The organism is Bradyrhizobium sp. GW821-FHT13H06, assembly GCF_058803975.1.
The window spans coordinates 911,287-926,124 of record NZ_JBXAPN010000002.1; the positions used below are offsets into that span (position 1 = coordinate 911,287).

At 62.0% G+C, this 14,838-nt stretch carries 17 protein-coding genes; 8 read left to right on the plus strand and 9 right to left on the minus strand.

Features of this window, described 5'->3' with window-relative positions:
* Positions 1–203 precede the first annotated feature (203 nt).
* The gene (locus AC1RQP_RS11225; RefSeq protein ID WP_492936967.1) at positions 204–1,691 is read right to left on the minus strand and encodes an ATP-binding protein; all 1,488 of its coding nucleotides are present in this window, start codon (positions 1,689–1,691) and stop codon (positions 204–206) included.
* Positions 1,688–3,253 carry a radical SAM protein gene (locus tag AC1RQP_RS11230; RefSeq protein ID WP_492936968.1) on the minus strand — a complete coding sequence of 522 codons (1,566 nt, stop codon included), beginning with the start codon at positions 3,251–3,253 and terminating at the stop codon, positions 1,688–1,690. The genes AC1RQP_RS11225 and AC1RQP_RS11230 overlap by 4 nt, the downstream gene beginning before the upstream one ends.
* 213 nt (positions 3,254–3,466) lie before the next feature.
* Here AC1RQP_RS11230 and AC1RQP_RS11235 point away from each other — a divergent pair, with 213 nt between their 5' ends.
* The 6 genes from AC1RQP_RS11235 (at position 3,467) to AC1RQP_RS11260 (ending at position 6,752) form a co-directional block, all read left to right on the plus strand.
* Positions 3,467–3,679: a hypothetical protein gene (locus tag AC1RQP_RS11235; protein WP_492936969.1), complete on the plus strand. Its 213-nt coding sequence runs from the start codon at positions 3,467–3,469 to the stop codon at positions 3,677–3,679.
* A 97-nt stretch (positions 3,680–3,776) separates the two neighbouring features.
* The gene (locus tag AC1RQP_RS11240; RefSeq protein WP_492936970.1) at positions 3,777–4,160 is read left to right on the plus strand and encodes a hypothetical protein; all 384 of its coding nucleotides are present in this window, start codon (positions 3,777–3,779) and stop codon (positions 4,158–4,160) included.
* Between the two features lie 125 nt (positions 4,161–4,285).
* On the plus strand, positions 4,286–4,891 hold the full coding sequence (locus AC1RQP_RS11245) for a DUF6088 family protein (RefSeq protein WP_492936971.1): 606 nt from the start codon (positions 4,286–4,288) through the stop codon (positions 4,889–4,891).
* A gap of 3 nt (positions 4,892–4,894) precedes the next feature.
* Positions 4,895–5,932, plus strand: a complete 1,038-nt coding sequence (locus AC1RQP_RS11250; protein WP_492936972.1) for a nucleotidyl transferase AbiEii/AbiGii toxin family protein — start codon at positions 4,895–4,897, stop codon at positions 5,930–5,932.
* Positions 5,933–6,031: 99 nt separating this feature from the next.
* Positions 6,032–6,229 (plus strand): hypothetical protein, encoded by a 198-nt coding sequence (locus AC1RQP_RS11255; RefSeq protein ID WP_492936973.1) that lies wholly within the window; start codon positions 6,032–6,034, stop codon positions 6,227–6,229.
* Positions 6,230–6,401: 172 nt separating this feature from the next.
* Positions 6,402–6,752 (plus strand): hypothetical protein, encoded by a 351-nt coding sequence (locus AC1RQP_RS11260; RefSeq protein ID WP_492936974.1) that lies wholly within the window; start codon positions 6,402–6,404, stop codon positions 6,750–6,752.
* On the opposite strand, the gene AC1RQP_RS11265 is transcribed toward AC1RQP_RS11260, so the two are convergent.
* Entirely contained in the window at positions 6,749–7,012 is a 264-nt protein-coding gene (locus tag AC1RQP_RS11265; protein ID WP_492936975.1) for a hypothetical protein, read from the minus strand. The genes AC1RQP_RS11260 and AC1RQP_RS11265 overlap by 4 nt on opposite strands.
* Before the next feature lie 420 nt (positions 7,013–7,432).
* Between AC1RQP_RS11265 and AC1RQP_RS11270 the strand changes: the two genes are divergently transcribed.
* Together AC1RQP_RS11270 and AC1RQP_RS11275 are read left to right on the plus strand one after the other, a co-directional pair.
* On the plus strand, positions 7,433–7,687 hold the full coding sequence (locus AC1RQP_RS11270) for a hypothetical protein (RefSeq protein ID WP_492936976.1): 255 nt from the start codon (positions 7,433–7,435) through the stop codon (positions 7,685–7,687).
* Positions 7,665–9,308, plus strand: coding sequence for a recombinase family protein (locus tag AC1RQP_RS11275; RefSeq protein WP_492936977.1), 1,644 nt, complete (start codon positions 7,665–7,667; stop codon positions 9,306–9,308). The genes AC1RQP_RS11270 and AC1RQP_RS11275 overlap by 23 nt, the downstream gene beginning before the upstream one ends.
* A 129-nt stretch (positions 9,309–9,437) precedes the next feature.
* On the opposite strand, the gene AC1RQP_RS11280 is transcribed toward AC1RQP_RS11275, so the two are convergent.
* The 6 genes from AC1RQP_RS11280 to AC1RQP_RS11305 all read right to left on the minus strand — a co-directional run bounded on the left by AC1RQP_RS11280 (position 9,438) and on the right by AC1RQP_RS11305 (position 14,828).
* Positions 9,438–10,358, minus strand: a complete 921-nt coding sequence (locus AC1RQP_RS11280) for a metallophosphoesterase (RefSeq protein ID WP_239627201.1) — start codon at positions 10,356–10,358, stop codon at positions 9,438–9,440.
* A gap of 105 nt (positions 10,359–10,463) precedes the next feature.
* The gene (locus AC1RQP_RS11285) at positions 10,464–11,333 is read right to left on the minus strand and encodes a DUF6869 domain-containing protein (RefSeq protein ID WP_492936978.1); all 870 of its coding nucleotides are present in this window, start codon (positions 11,331–11,333) and stop codon (positions 10,464–10,466) included.
* Between the two features lie 97 nt (positions 11,334–11,430).
* Positions 11,431–12,465, minus strand: a complete 1,035-nt coding sequence (ruvB, locus tag AC1RQP_RS11290; protein ID WP_492937144.1) for a Holliday junction branch migration DNA helicase RuvB — start codon at positions 12,463–12,465, stop codon at positions 11,431–11,433.
* 20 nt (positions 12,466–12,485) lie between these two features.
* Positions 12,486–13,103 (minus strand): Holliday junction branch migration protein RuvA, encoded by a 618-nt coding sequence (gene ruvA / locus AC1RQP_RS11295; protein ID WP_131871891.1) that lies wholly within the window; start codon positions 13,101–13,103, stop codon positions 12,486–12,488.
* 240 nt (positions 13,104–13,343) lie between these two features.
* Complete coding sequence (ruvC, locus tag AC1RQP_RS11300) at positions 13,344–13,871, minus strand: crossover junction endodeoxyribonuclease RuvC (protein ID WP_239627207.1); 528 nt, start codon at positions 13,869–13,871, stop codon at positions 13,344–13,346.
* 210 nt (positions 13,872–14,081) lie between these two features.
* On the minus strand, positions 14,082–14,828 hold the full coding sequence (locus tag AC1RQP_RS11305) for a YebC/PmpR family DNA-binding transcriptional regulator (RefSeq protein WP_492936979.1): 747 nt from the start codon (positions 14,826–14,828) through the stop codon (positions 14,082–14,084).
* Positions 14,829–14,838: the final 10 nt, after the last annotated feature.

The window sequence follows — 14,838 nt, forward strand, 5'->3', positions numbered from 1 at the left end:
GAAGCTCGATCGCATTCGGCCAAGTGCGCACTGCCGCTCGCCAAGGCGCGCCTTTCCTCATGCGGCGTCGGAGGTGGATTCGCATGGTCGCGCCAGCCACAATAAAGCCGGCGCACGCAAGAAAGTACGGCCGCTTCCGGCAGGAGGCGTTCGGTCGTCTCGGGAGAATCGCAGATCGTTCAGCCGGAGGCGTTCCGGCGCCTTCAGTCGCAGAGCTTCTTGAGCTCCTGCAGCAGTTTCTCGGCCTGGGCGCGGTTGGTGACCAGCTTGGTGACGAGTCGTGACGCCTCCGAGAGAGCCATCACGGCCGGTCCGCGCCGCGGCGTGACCTTCGACAGCTTTGCCTGCAGCTTGGTAAGCTTGGTAACGAGGCGGACGCGCGTGGTCTCGTCGTCGATGTGCTTGGACTTGCCGTGCGCGCGCAGCAGCGAGGCCTTCAGCTTCGAAAGGTCGCTGCGGTCGATGCGGCGCTTATCCTTCAGGCGTCCTTCGACCTCGTCGACCACGTTCTGCACGATTTGCGCGGCCGTGCGCGACACCGAGGAGATCCGGCAGCGCGACGCGATCCTGGCCGTAACGGGGCCGAGTTGGACCAGAAGATTCGCGAAGTGATGGTTGGCCTCGAAGTTGTCGCGTCGCGCATTGGGAACGACGCGGCGGTCGAGGATGTGGATTTCGCCGACGGTCCAGCCGTTGAACCGCGCCTCCTTGAAGCATTCGTCGAAAAGATTCGCCTCTCCGACCTGCAGGTCGCCTACGCGCGCGCGCAGGCCTCTGACGCCCAACGTCGACGATATGCTGCGGACGTATTCGTGATGGCCGAGCCAGCCCACGCCGCCCACCTCGCCGTCGACGTCGGCGATGGTGAAGAATTCGATGTCGGAGATCTTCAGCGACTTGTCGCTTCCTGGCTGCTCGACGACGTCGCGGAAGGGCCTGAACACCTGTTCGCCGGCGACCACGAGCCGGATCGGACGCCTAGCACCGTGTTCCGAAAGCCGCTTCTGTATCGTAGCGGCGAGCGAGAATTCGGGAGCGAAGGAAACGGGGGCGACTTGGGAAAGATAGTGCGACAACAGATGCTCGTTGAGAAGCATGTCGTTGCGCAGACGCGACACTTCCCTCAGGTGCACCTCGAAGAAGTGTGCCGCGCGGTCGTCGGTGGCCTCGCTCGAGACCGAGACTACGGCTGAGATGATTTCCTGAAGACCTGATATGCCGGACTGCTGCGACAACAGCTCGCGCAGACGCCGGCAATCCCATTTCAGGGACGTGATCATGCCTTCGCCCGCAGCCTTCGTGCGGAATTCGAGCTCTCGGCAGTACGCCAGCCCAGAGAGACGTCCGACCCCGCGGAATCCGCGCGCGGACGTTCCCCGCTTGGCCGATCCGCCGACCGCGAGCAGCACCGGTAGCACGTCCGCCGAGCGGATGCCGGCGCCGCCGTCGCGGATCGTCACGGACCGGGCCTGGTGGTCGAACTCTATCGAAACCGTCCTGTCCGCACCACCCGGCAGAGCGTCGACGGAGTCGGCGGCGTTCTGGACGTACTCGCGGAAGATCGAGACGGGCGACACGTACATGCCGGACGTGAGCAGTTCGACCACGTCCTTTCCCACGCGCACATGGTGGGCGGCAACTTCGTTTCCGCCCTTGGCGGCTTGACCCTTCAAGGCCGGAATCTGGTTCATGCTGCTTCCTTTGCGCGCTTGCGCTTCGGCGCGGGACGGGATTCGTCCGCATCCGGCTCGTCGAGCCCCGCGTCCTCGACGATCTCCTCGTTGGACAGCCGGATGTCGGCGAGGATCTCGGTTTTTCTCCTTCCCTGCTGCAGGCTGCGGACCTTCAATTCCGTCGCGCGCTCCATCGGTACGTAGAAGCGCGCGACGCGCTGCAGGTTCTTCGGCAATTCGCCCAGCGACTGCTCGAATTGGGACGGCCCGCGCGACGACAAGAACGCCAGAAGCTCGGCCTTCTCCGACGTCGATAGGCGGGCCATCGCCGCCTGATAGTCGTCGAACTCGCCGCGACCCTCATAGCGCTCGAACCATTGCCGATTGAAGATCATGTGATGCGGCCGGCTTAGGATGTTGTCGAACTCGGCGGCGGTCGAGCCGAACGCCGCCTTGTAGAACTCCGGCTCTCCGGACACGACGCCGTGCGTGGCCTGCAGGACGAGTTGGACGGATCTCAGATAGTACCTGTTCCACTTTTCTCCGACGAACGTCCGATTGGGAAGATTTGTCGGCTGATAGCGCATCGGGAACGAATAGATGCGGATCCCGAGCTCCTCGTTCAGACGTACGTTCAGATACATGCGCTCGAAGAGATCGGTCGGTGAATCGTGGAAATTGTAGAGCATGTAGTTGGAGAGATCGTTGAGCCCGAACTCGTGCGCGTAGCGTATCGAAGTCTCGTAGGGCCCCTTCAGTCCGAGATGGTCGAACGCGATTCTCAGCGGACTGAGGCAGATCGAGGAGAGCTCGCGGAGGTACATCCTGTCTTTCGACAGGATCCGCGCGTCGACGCCCTGGTTGAAGTCGACCCGCCGCAGGACACCCCTGTCGTTGCCGCGGACCAGCTTCGCGCCCGGCGTGAATCCGAGATCGCGTATCTCCGCGATGATCTCCTTGAAGCGCGAGGAGGCGACCACGTTGTTGTCCATGAGGATCATGTCGCGTTGCGGACCGTAGACCGCGTCCACGTCCTGCACGAATTTCGTCAACGGCGTCGCGTCGCGCTGCGCGCCCTCGAGCTTGGGCACGCCGCAGAAGTGGCATTTGCGGATGCAGCCGCGGGACGCGTAGGCGAAATAGGCGTCGCGCACCGGATACACGTAGTACTTCGATATCTGCCCCAGGATGTCGTAGTCGGGAATCAGGTCCTCGATGGGCGTTCCGTCGAGGTCGTTCGCGTAGAAGTCGCCGTCCTCCTCGTTCAGTCCGAGAGCGCGCGCGGGCACCTGGTCCAGCAATCCCTTGATGAACCTTATGCCGCGCCATCGCGGCTCTTTCAGGAACATCTCGTGCATCAGCGATGCCGCGATGCCCCCGACGAATATCCGTTGCGTCTGCCCATGCGCCACGTCGATGGCGAAATCGATGGTTTCGGCGATCTTCGGGAACTCGAACGAAAACAGGGTCGTGACGTAGATCCGGTCCCAATGCTCGAGCATCACGGAGCGGTCGACACCTTTGATGAACTTGACGTTGTCGCGCTTGCCGCGGGGCCCATGATACTGGGCTATCTTCATCAATCCTAAAGGCGGATACTTGTTCTTGTAGCCCGGTTCGATCAATAAGATACGCTTATTCGCCATACCGCTCCCCTGCGCGGGGAGCAGTTTACACGGTCCGGCCGCAATAGCGATCGAGATTTCGTGATCAGAACAACTTTTTTCGCAAAACGGTCATCCGCATCTGAAAATCCAGCGAAATAGACCGGTGCCGGAGCCGCGGAGAGCGGAATGACTGAAGCGACGGAGAAGGCCAAGGTCGAAGCCGACCTGATCAGGCAAGGCGAGCGGACCATCGCCAACCTCAAGCGACTGCTCGCCGTGGTCTTCGCATTGAGCTTCGGAGTAGTCGCCAACGGCTCTATCGAGAATCTGCGTACGCTGATGACGGCCCAGGCGCGGCGAACGCCTCCTCTCTGGCTGTGGCCTCTGAATCTGGAATGACCGGCGTCTTCGTCGTGACCGCGGGCGTCTTCTATTTCGAGAGCGCGAAATTTATAGAGATCCGCTACACGAAGCACCCGCTGTCGGGGCCCATCCCGTGGGATTCGCGACCGACTATCTCATCCTCACCGTCGCGCCGTTCTATTTCATGTCACATGCCTTGTCGGCCGCGGCCACACACGCCGTGGGATACTTCTGGTTCGTCACGTTCTACGTCGGTCTGCTCGGGGCTCGGGGTGTGCTCCTGCTCGTGGCCGAACTCAGGCATTTCCGACTTCTTCCGGATCAAGACACTCAGGAGGCAATCGTCGCCGACGAGCTGGGCCATGAACATCGCGGTGTTCCGAAAACGAGGGTGGCCGGCTTCAAGCGAACGGATCACCACGGTTCCGACAACGCTGCCTGCCAACAACCCATTTTTCGCCTGGAACGGGCGCGGTATTTGTTCTTGTTACGTTCGGTTCATGGGGTGCCGATTTGAATTGGAACCCCTTGCATGGAAGTAGGTTATTTACCTAATTGAATTTGCTGATTGATTGCTCTATACGACAGGACTTGCATGTCAGAAAAATCTAGTCTATTTTCTGACGGTAAGGAGTACGATCCATGATTTCGGTAGCGAATAGAATCTTGAGACACGTTCGGGCCAGAGGCCCGGGCAGCGTGTTCACGCCTTCGGATTTCATTGGCTTCGGCAACCGCGCTGCGGTGGATCAGGCGCTGTCCCGATTGTGCAAGGACAAGCGCCTTCGGCGTATCGCTCATGGTCTCTACGACTATCCCCGCGTCCATGCGCGATTGGGCGACTTGGCACCGGCTCCCGATGCGGTCGCCAGAGCCTTCGCGCGCGAGACTGGATCGAAGCTCCAGATGACGGGCGCTCAGGCGGCTAATGCGCTTGGATTGTCCACGCAAGTACCGGCGCGCAGCGTGTATCTGACTGACGGTCCGTCGCGGCGCGTGGTACTCGGTAAGCGAACCGTCGACATCCGCCATGCTTCGCCCAAGCATCTTATCGCGCCCGGCAGCATGGCCGGTACCGTCGTTCAGGCGCTACGCCATCTGGGACCCGACTCGGCCGCGGCCGTGGTCGACGCAGCGGCTGCGCGTTTGAAGGGGCCGGATCGGCGTGCGCTCGCTAGCGGCATCAAGCAGGCACCTGCCTGGATGCGACCCGCACTTGATCAGATCCTGGAGCGAACGGCTGCCTAACTCATGGACAAGGTCGCCACTCTATCCGCAGCGGACCGCGCCGCTCTCTTCAACGAGACGGGCGCGGCCCGCGGCCTAGCGAATGCCATCATCGAAAAGGATTTTTGGGTCTGCTGGACGCTGAAGCGGCTCTTCGGAATGCAGGGCGAAAGTTCGCCAGGCCTCGTCTTCAAAGGCGGCACTTCTCTCTCGAAGGTCTACGGCGCGATCCGTAGATTTTCGGAAGATATCGACCTTTCATTCGATCGCGCTGACCTCGGATACGCGGGTGACCGCAATCCGGAGACTGCATCGTCGAGAAAGAAGGCGGACAAACTGATCGACGACCTGGTCGCCGACGTCGAGAAGCACATCGCCACCGTCGTGCTGCCGCGCTTAACTGCTGTCATTGCAAGCGAGCTCGGTCCCCCCGGAGAGGCGGCCTGGACCCTGAGTATAGAGCCCGGTAACCAGCAAAACTTGATCTTTGAATATCCAAGGAGCTTGCCCGAGCAGGATTATGCCGGCTTCGCGTATATGAGCAGAAGGGTTAAGCTGGAGTTTGGCGCCCGGGGTGATCCCTGGCCGACCGAAAAGCGGGAAATCATGTCCTACGCCTCGGAGGAGTTTCCCGACTTCTTCGAAGCTCCCTCTTGTTCGGTCGATGTCCTATCCTTGCGTCGCACGTTCTGGGAGAAAGCGACGGCGCTTCATGCCGAACACCACCGCGACCTTCAATCTCCCACTCCGCCATATTTTTCTCGGCACTACTACGACCTCGCGATGTTGGCAGACGCGGATGAGGGCAAGAAAGCGATGAAGGATGGCAATCTGTTGAAACAGGTCGCCGATCACAAGTCGGTATTTTTCCGCTCTGCATGGGCGAGCTATGATACCGCCCGCGCCGGTACTCTGCGGCTCTCGCCGCATCCGGATCGAATCGCGGATCTACGCGCTGATTATCGCAAGATGGCGCCGATGATGTTTGACGATCCACCGCCGACCTTCGACGACGTTCTAAAGCGGATCGCCGTCCTAGAGAAAACAATCAACGGCGCATAAAGGCTGACGACCGTCGCCACGCAGGAATCTACGGGCTTCCTACCCATTCGTATTCCGGCTCCCTACATACAGAGGGATACCACGATCCAGGGGGAGCTCATGTCTACGTTTCAAGTGCGGCTTTTGTCCGAAGGGGACTACCAGAAGGTCGAGGCCAGCACCGCGAAAGAAGCTGCCGAGAAGCGCTATGGCAGCGAACTCTCCGAGGTCGGCAACAACGACCAGCTCCGCGTCCTCGTCCACAAGATGATGTGGCCGCGCGCGCCCAGCCCCATCCTATTCTATGACCGGAACTGATCCTCCCATTGGATCGACATTGAGCGTTTCGCGGTGAAGCAGGGCATCGAGGTCGCTGGCCGGTTCAATACCGCCGCCGAGGTGAAGGCGCTTTGTGCGAGCGCCTTGACCGGCAGTACGTGATCTACGACCAGCGTAAGATCGTCAAACTGACTGAGCTGGAGGACTGACGATGGCAAAGAGGAAGAAAGTGGTCGAGCAGTACGACGGGTGCATCTACGGCATCGATCGGCACGGCGAGGTCGCTAGAATTTCCGTATACCGAAAGAGCGGCACGGTGCGGATGTCACGCATGTGGCCGGATATGCGAACCTACGACCACACCATAACCCTTCCGGGACGCACGGCCAGAAGCGAGGCGGTCGTGGTCTATGAAGTGCACGATATCCTTGAAGTCTCGCCGGGACTGGAAGGCAGCGAGCACATCAAACAGGAAATTAAAAAGCTCGAAGAGAAAGCGGCGAAATACAAAGAACAACTCGCTGCGGCCCGCGCCAAGAAAGAGGGCGAAGGCGGAAGCTAATTGCGCCACGTCTGCTTGGTGAGCTTGTCGAACCACATCTCCGTAACGTAGCGGGCATTCGGAACCGCCCGAAACTCCGTGTAGAGACGATGGTTGTTTTCCATCCACGTCCAAAACGAACCGAAGCTGTAATGGTGCAGCCCGTTGGGCGGCCACGGAGCTTTTATCTCTGCAACCCACTTGTCGAGCAAGTGCGGGATCATCTTTTCCGCTTCACTTTTTTCATTGCGTTCATCTCCTGAGGTCGGGCGGCCTTTCATTCCACCGGACTGGACCCAACCGCATTTTTGGCACCCACCCGCAAGTATCCTTACTCCGCCTTATTTAGCAAATCCCCTCCAACCTACGATAATCTTCGCAGCTACACGCTAGCGCCTGACACTTGAAAACTCTCATTTTCATTCTCGACTGCAGCAGTCAACATGAATGGACTGGCCATTGCAGATCGAGACCTCCATGAGCGGCACAAAAGCAAAAGTCATCTGTAGCCTTGTCGTGATCGGGTCACCGCGCTTGCCGACGCAAGCTGCTGCTGGACGACGATCTAGATCGGCCGAAAAACTCACAGAGAAGCTTCGATCAAATCTCGGAATGGAAGATGCGAACGCCGCACGTGATCCTTGCCACCTAGCCGTAGCGCACGATGGAAATTTGCGTTAGGTTGTGAAGGCTTTTCTGTAATGCGTACCCGAATCCGATCGCCTCGGGGGCAAAAGGCGATCATCCGACCGCTTGATCCTTCCCATCCTCAAAGTTGGGACAATCCCGACAATGAGGAAATTTGGCTTGAGCTGGCGCGTGCCATCGGACGGCAGCTTGCGCGGGATGAAAAAGGGCAGCCGATAGAGGAACGGGATGGCGACATCGTCACCAAAAAAGAGGGCCGTGATATACGCCCGCTATTCGAGCGACATGCAAAAAGCGACGTCGATTGACGGTCAGCTATTACTCTGCCGGAAGGTCGCCGCACGAAATGACCTAGATGTTGTTGGTGAATTTGTTGACGCTGCAAAGTCGGGCCTTACCGAAGATGCGCGCGACGGCTATCAGCTATTGCTTAACGGTGTGCGAAAGCATGACTTTGACGTGATCATCGTCGAGCATTTTGACCGCCTGTCGCGCGATCCCGCCACCATCCAGCGACTCAAGCAGGTGCTTGAGTTTAACCGCGTTGAGCTGATGGATCAGAAAGGCGTTTATGCGACCGCAACCGACATCAGCATCGCAAGCCTCTACAATACGATCTACAAGCCGCAGCTCGCCGACAAGGTTCGGCGCGGGCATGATAACGCTGTCAACAACGGAAGAATTCCCGGCTCATACGCCTATGGTTATCGGCCGAAGCCGGGCGCGCCTGGCGAGCGGATGATCGATGAGAGCGAAGCGAAGATCGTGCGCCGTATCTTCATCGAGTATACGTCGGGCCGTTCAACTCGAGATATTGCCGCCGATCTCACCCGCGAAGGCGTGCTCTCCCCTGGGGCCACGCGTCACAAGAACAAGGTTGGTCGCACGACCTGGAATCATCAATGCATTACTGGCGGTCGTCATGGTCGCGGTATTATTGGCAACGAGCTGTATATCGGCGAGATACATTGGAATGTTCGCTCAACAATTCTCAATCCGGAAACGCAGAAAAAGCAGAAGCGCCGCAATCCGGAAGAGCGCCACATCATCGTCAAAAACGCTGAGCTGCGGATTATTCCGCAAGCGCTCTGGGATAGCGCGCAGAAGGTTCGCAGTGAACGCGCTATCCATATGTTCGGGCCGACCGGTAAGCCGCGGCGCCGGCCCGTGGTCCCGCGCAACAACGAGCACCCGCTTGCGGGAGTTCTTCGGTGCGGCGTCTGCAACGGCCGCATGCGAATCGCTCAATCCTCCCGGAATGGCGGCCCGCGTGCCGCATGCGCCAACGCGCATCAGCGAGGCACCTGCGAGCATACCCGCAGCTTTGATATGGACGTTCTACTGAACGATGTTGCCGAAAAAATGAAAGTAAGATTGCTTTCGCCGAAAGCCATTGAAGAGGCGATGCGTGCTTGGAAGGAGGAGCGGAAGAGCGATCAGCGAAAGGACAGCGAACGCTCTAACCTAGAGCGTCGACGTCATGCGCTGAACACTGAGATCGAACGTTTATCATATGCGATCGCAAACAGCCGTCGCAAGCCGGATGAGTTGGTCAAGCGGATAGATGAATGCGACGTGGAACGGGAAACCGTCGAGGAGCGCTTGCGACTGCTGGGCAATGGCGGCGAAAACGTGATCCCGTTCGATCATCCAAAGTTCGGTGACCGATATCGCTCGGAGGCTAAGAGACTGGTCACCGCGCTCAAAATAAATCCGAAGGCGATCGAAACCCGCATCGCTTTCCGCAACCTGGTTGACTGCATTATAGTGCATCCGGTGCGCAAGCGGATGCCCTACGAGTACACACCGTACCTGAACGCCGCTGCCCTTTTCAGCATGAAGCTTTTCTCAGAAGACCGCGACAAAACGGGAACGATCAGTACTGCCTACTACGACAACGTCCAGTCAGGGAAATCCGTGTCCTCGTAATAGACGCGGACCTGCATGTGGTGGCGGCCGTCGCGGATCTCGCCGTCCAGATGGGCAGTCACGTCGTGAGCCTCTTCGCTTGTCGCTGCCGGCCCGTTTTGCGCAAAAACCGCGGTCCGCGCAAGCGTGTTACGACACAACCGGCGCGGCCCGCCCCAGCCTCACCTCGACGATCTCCGGCGGCACCCCGACGCGGAGCGGCATGATGCTGCAACCGAGGCCACCGGAGATGATGACGTCGCATTTCAGCCTGACATGACCATAGGCGAGGCGGACGCCGTCCTGCGGCGGCACCGCGGGGGACCAGCCGAGCAGGCGGACCTGGCCGCCATGGGTGTGGCCGGACAGTTGCAGCGCGACACGCGCCGGCACGCGCGGCGCGATGTTGGGCTCATGCGCGAGCAGGATGATGGGCGCATCGTCCGTGACCTTGGCGAGCGTCGCACTGAGATCGTCAGCGCCGAACCGCGCCATGCCGCGAAACCGGCGCGCGGGCAGGAACGCAAGTTGATCGCCGAGACCGGCGAGCCAGAACGGGCGGCCGTCCTTGGTGAGGCGCACGACGTCGTTCTCGTAGACGGGGATGCCGGCCGCTTCCAGTGCACGGTGCGCGACGGTCGGCCCCTGCCCGGCCCGCTGCACCGTCCTGTCATCCCAATAGTCGTGGTTGCCCATGACGGCGTGGACCCCGAGCGGCGCCTTGAGGCCGGCCAGCACGCGTGCCCATTCGCTGCACGGAATGATGCGCGTGACCTGATGCAGGCCGGCGACATAGTCGCCGAGCAGCACGATGAGGTCGGCGTTCAGCGCGTTGGTGCGGTCGACGATGGCCTCGACCCGGTCGAGCGGCATCCAGGGATCGCAGGCATGGAGGTCGGCGATGACGGCGATCTTCAACGGAAGATCCGCCGGCCATTGCCGCGGCGTCGGATGATAGCGGGTGACGCGGAGCCGCAGCATCGGCTCGACGCCGACGCCATAGGCGGCCGTCGAGACGCCGAGGGCGGACAGACCGCCGATGGAACGGATGAGATGACGGCGCGTGATCATGGAAGCCCGTTTCTGATGCAGCTTCTCGATGCGACGCGATTGAAGCAGAATTGGGATGCGCTCGTGCAGATCGTCTGCATCCTCGTGCAGACGCCTGCACGGGCATCACCAATGGCTTTCGCCAACCAGCGCATCCAGCCGCGTCTTCAATTCGTCCGACACCCGGTAGTACCAGACACCGCCGAGCAGATCGCGAAAACGTTCATTGACACGCGCCTCGCGCTCGATGCGGTCGATCGTGCCGACGCTGATCACATCTTCGAGGGGACCTGCGGCCAGCAGCGACAGCAACACCGGATTGGCCTCGATCTTCAGGATTTCCAGGATCAGATCGATCATTCTATCGGGATCGTCCTCGCGCAGGTCGCGCTCGAAATCCATGATCGCGAACAGATTGTCGTCCCGGTCGCGCTCGGATCTGGAATATTGCTCGACCCAGGCACGCGCGAGCCTGGCGGTCGACATGTTGGCGAAATCGAGCGGCTCGCGCGGCGTGCGCTGCGCCAGATGATCGGTCTGCCAGGCCTTGCTGTCGGCAAGTCCTGCAATACGCGACATCAAGGGGTCGTCGGGATCGACATGCACGCCACCGAGCAGCCAGCGCAGCCGGTCATTGTGCCCGGCCTCGTGCTCGATGCGCGCGATCACCTCCTCGCCGTGTGCGTAGAGCAGCGACAGCAGGAACTTGTCGTTGAGCTGCATCACGGTCGGCTTGTCGGCCTCGGACTTGAGCACTTCCAGCACGAGATCGAGCGCCTGTTGCGGCCGGCGGTGCGGCAGACGATCGAAATAGAGTTTCAAGGCCCAGATGCTGCCGACCTGGTCGCGCCGGCTGACGCGTTGAAGCGCGCACCACATCGACGCCAGCTCGCCGAGCGGCATCGGGTCCAGGAACGCCTCGGTCTCATCAGGCGTCTGCAGCTGCGGCGCAGCCGCAATGACCTCGAGCAATCCAGCGTCGTCCGTCAGCCCCATTCTTCCCACTCCAATCCGTGTGCGAGAGCGGCGATGCCGTACGCCGCGCATCGGATTAGTGATGGGATTGAACCGGCGGGTTCACCGGTTGCGGCAGTCAGTCGTCTTCGGACGGATCGGTGCCGAACAGGCCGAACTGAGACGGATCGCGGCTGGGCTCGGCGAGACCGAGATGGCGGAAGGCGTGCGAGGTGAGCAGCCGGCCGCGCGGAGTGCGCTGCAGATAGCCGCACTGGATCAGATAGGGCTCGATGATGTCCTCGATCGCATCGCGCGGCTCAGACAGCGCGGCGGCCATGGTCTCGACACCGACCGGGCCGCCGCCATAGTTGAGCGCGATGGTCGTGAGATAGCGGCGGTCCATCGCGTCGAGCCCCGCGGCGTCGACTTCGAGCGCGCTCAGCGCGTGATCGGCGATCTTGCGGTCGATCTTGTCGGCATCGGCCGCCGAGGCGAAATCGCGGACGCGCCGCAGCAGGCGGCCGGCGATGCGCGGCGTGCCACGGGCCCGGCGCGCGATCTCGTTGGCGCCGTCCGCGCTCATGCCGACATTGAGCACGCGCGCGCCGCGGCTGACGATGCTCTCCAACTCCTCGATCGTGTAGAAATTCAGCCGCACCGGGATGCCGAAGCGGTCGCGCAGCGGATTGGTCAAAAGGCCAGCGCGCGTGGTCGCGCCGACGAGCGTGAACTTGGACAGCTCGATCTTCACCGAGCGCGCGGCGGGCCCCTCACCGATGATGAGGTCGAGCTGAAAATCCTCCATCGCGGGATAGAGCACTTCTTCCACGGCCGGGCTGAGGCGATGGATCTCGTCGATGAAGAGCACGTCGCGCTCTTCGAGATTGGTGAGGAGGGCGGCGAGATCGCCGGCCTTGGCGATGACAGGCCCCGAGGTGGCGCGAAAGCCGACGCCGAGCTCCTTGGCCACGATCTGCGCCAGCGTGGTCTTGCCGAGGCCGGGCGGCCCGACGAACAGCACGTGATCCAGCGCCTCGCCGCGCTTGCGCGCCGCCTCGATGAAGATCGACAGGTTCTTGCGCGCCTGCTGCTGGCCGACGAAGTCGGACAGCGATTGCGGGCGCAGCGCGGTATCGCCGACATCGTCGCTGCGGCGCTCGGGAGAAACCATGCGGCTGGCCTTGGGATCGCTCACTTCGCGAGCTCCTTCAGGCCAAGACGAATGAGCTGCGCGGTCTCGGCATTCTCGCCCGCACTACGCGAGGCCGATGCGATGGCCGCGGCGGCCTGCGGCTGACCATAGCCGAGATTGACCAGTGCGGAGATCGCATCCGCCACGGGGCGCGGCGCGCGCTGGTCGTCGACGGCGCCGGCGAGATGAACCACGGCCGGGTCGACATTGGCAAAGGCCGGCGCCTTGTCCTTCAACTCGGTGACGATACGCTCGGCGACCTTGGGGCCGACGCCGGGCGTGCGTGCCACCGCGGCCTTGTCGCGCAGCGCAATGGCATTGGCGAGATCGGCCGGCGCCAGCGTGCCGAGCACGGCGAGCGCGACCTTGGCGCCGACGCCCTGCACGGTCTGGAGCAGGCGAAACCATTCGCGCTCCTGGTCGGTGCGGAAGCCGAACAGCTTGATCTGGTCCTCGCGGACGTAGGTCTCGATCGACAGCACGGCGGCCTCGCCGGGCGAGGGCAGATGCTGCAGCGTGCGCGAGGAGCAGTGCACCTGGTAGCCGACGCCGCCGACGTCGAGGATGACGAAATCCTCGCCGTAGGAATCGATCAGGCCCTTGAGCTTGCCGATCATCGCTGCGCACCCATCGCTTGAAGGACGCACGGCATCGTCTGTCCGTTCCCTCCCCCCTTGTGGGGGAGGGTCAGGGAGGGGGGTGCCACACGGGGATTGTCTCGAAGGCGTGAGGACTGCGCGCCAGGCTCGTCAATGACGGCGGCACCGCCGCTGCGGCTACCCCTCTCCCCGCCCCTCCCCCACAAGGGGGGAGGGAGCACACCGTCTATGCGGCTCATCTGTGCCTCACAACGCGCATTAGAGACCCGCCACCTTCAGCCGCAGCGCCGTGCTCTGGCGGTGATGGGCGTGGGTGATGGCGATGGCGAGCGCGTCGGCGGCGTCCGCGGACGGCGGCTCGGCCTTGGGCAGCAATATCTTCAGCATCATCGCGATCTGTTGCTTGTCGGCATGACCGGCGCCGACCACGGTCTTCTTGACCTGGTTCGGCGCATATTCGGCGACAGAGATGCCGAACATTGCGGGCGCCAGCATGGCGACGCCGCGGGCCTGGCCGAGTTTCAGCGTGGCAACGCCGTCCTTGTTGACGAAGGTCTGCTCGACCGCCGCTTCCATCGGCTGGTGGTTGGAGAGAACGGCCGCGAGCCCTTCATGGATCGCGAGCAGGCGGCTCGACAGCGGCAGATCGTCCGGCGGCTCCACCGAACCGCAGGCGACGTAGATCAGGCGATTGCCTTCGGCCTCGATCACGCCCCAGCCGGTGCGGCGCAGGCCGGGGTCGATGCCGATGATGCGAACGGGGCCACGAATCGGGAGCGCGGTCATGGGCCAGTGATAGCGGCTGGCCGCCGCGGGGGAAACAGAAACAGAACGGAAGTAACAGGGGAAAGGCGGTCTCGTGCCCCGGGGCGTAGCGCGGCACGCAGTGCCGCGACGCTGAACCGGGGCCCAGAAGGCGTCTGGACCCGGAGAACGATGGGTCCCGGCTCTGCGCAGCAGCGTTTCACGCTGCAGCGCGTCCGGGACACGCGAGCCCTAGCCGCCCATCTTCGCGACCAGCGCGTCCGATATCTCGAAATTGGCGTAGACCTGCTGCACGTCGTCATGCTCGTTGAGCAGGTCCATCAGCTTGAGCAGCTTCTCGCCGGTCTCGTCATCGACGGTGACCGTGTTCTGCGGCTTCCAGATCAGCGCGGCCTTGCGCGGCTCGCCGAACTTGGCTTCCAGCGCCTTGGCGACGTCGCGGTAGCCTTCGGTCGAGGCGTAGATCTCATGACCGCCTTCGCCGGAGACGACGTCGTCGGCGCCGGCCTCGATCGCGGCATCGAGCACGGCGTCGTCGGAAGCGACGCTGCGGTCGTATTCGATGACACCCGTGCGGTCGAACATGAAGGACACCGAGCCGGTTTCGCCGAGATTGCCGCCGGATTTGGTGAAGAAGGAACGGATGTCGGAAGCGGCGCGGTTGCGGTTGTCGGTCAGCGCCTCGACGATGACGGCGACGCCGCCCGGGCCGTAGCCCTCGTAGCGGATCTCGTCATAGTTTTCGCCATCGCTGCCGAGCGCCTTCTTGATGGCGCGCTCGATGTTGTCCTTCGGCATATTCTCCTGGCGCGCGGCGATCACGGCGGCGCGCAGGCGCGGGTTCATGGCAGGGTCGGGCGTGCCGAGCTTGGCCGCGACGGTGATTTCCCGCGCCAGCTTGCCGAACAATTTCGACTTCTGGGCATCCTGCCGCCCCTTGCGGTGCATGATGTTCTTGAATTGGGAATGTCCGGCCATGCGTGGTCTC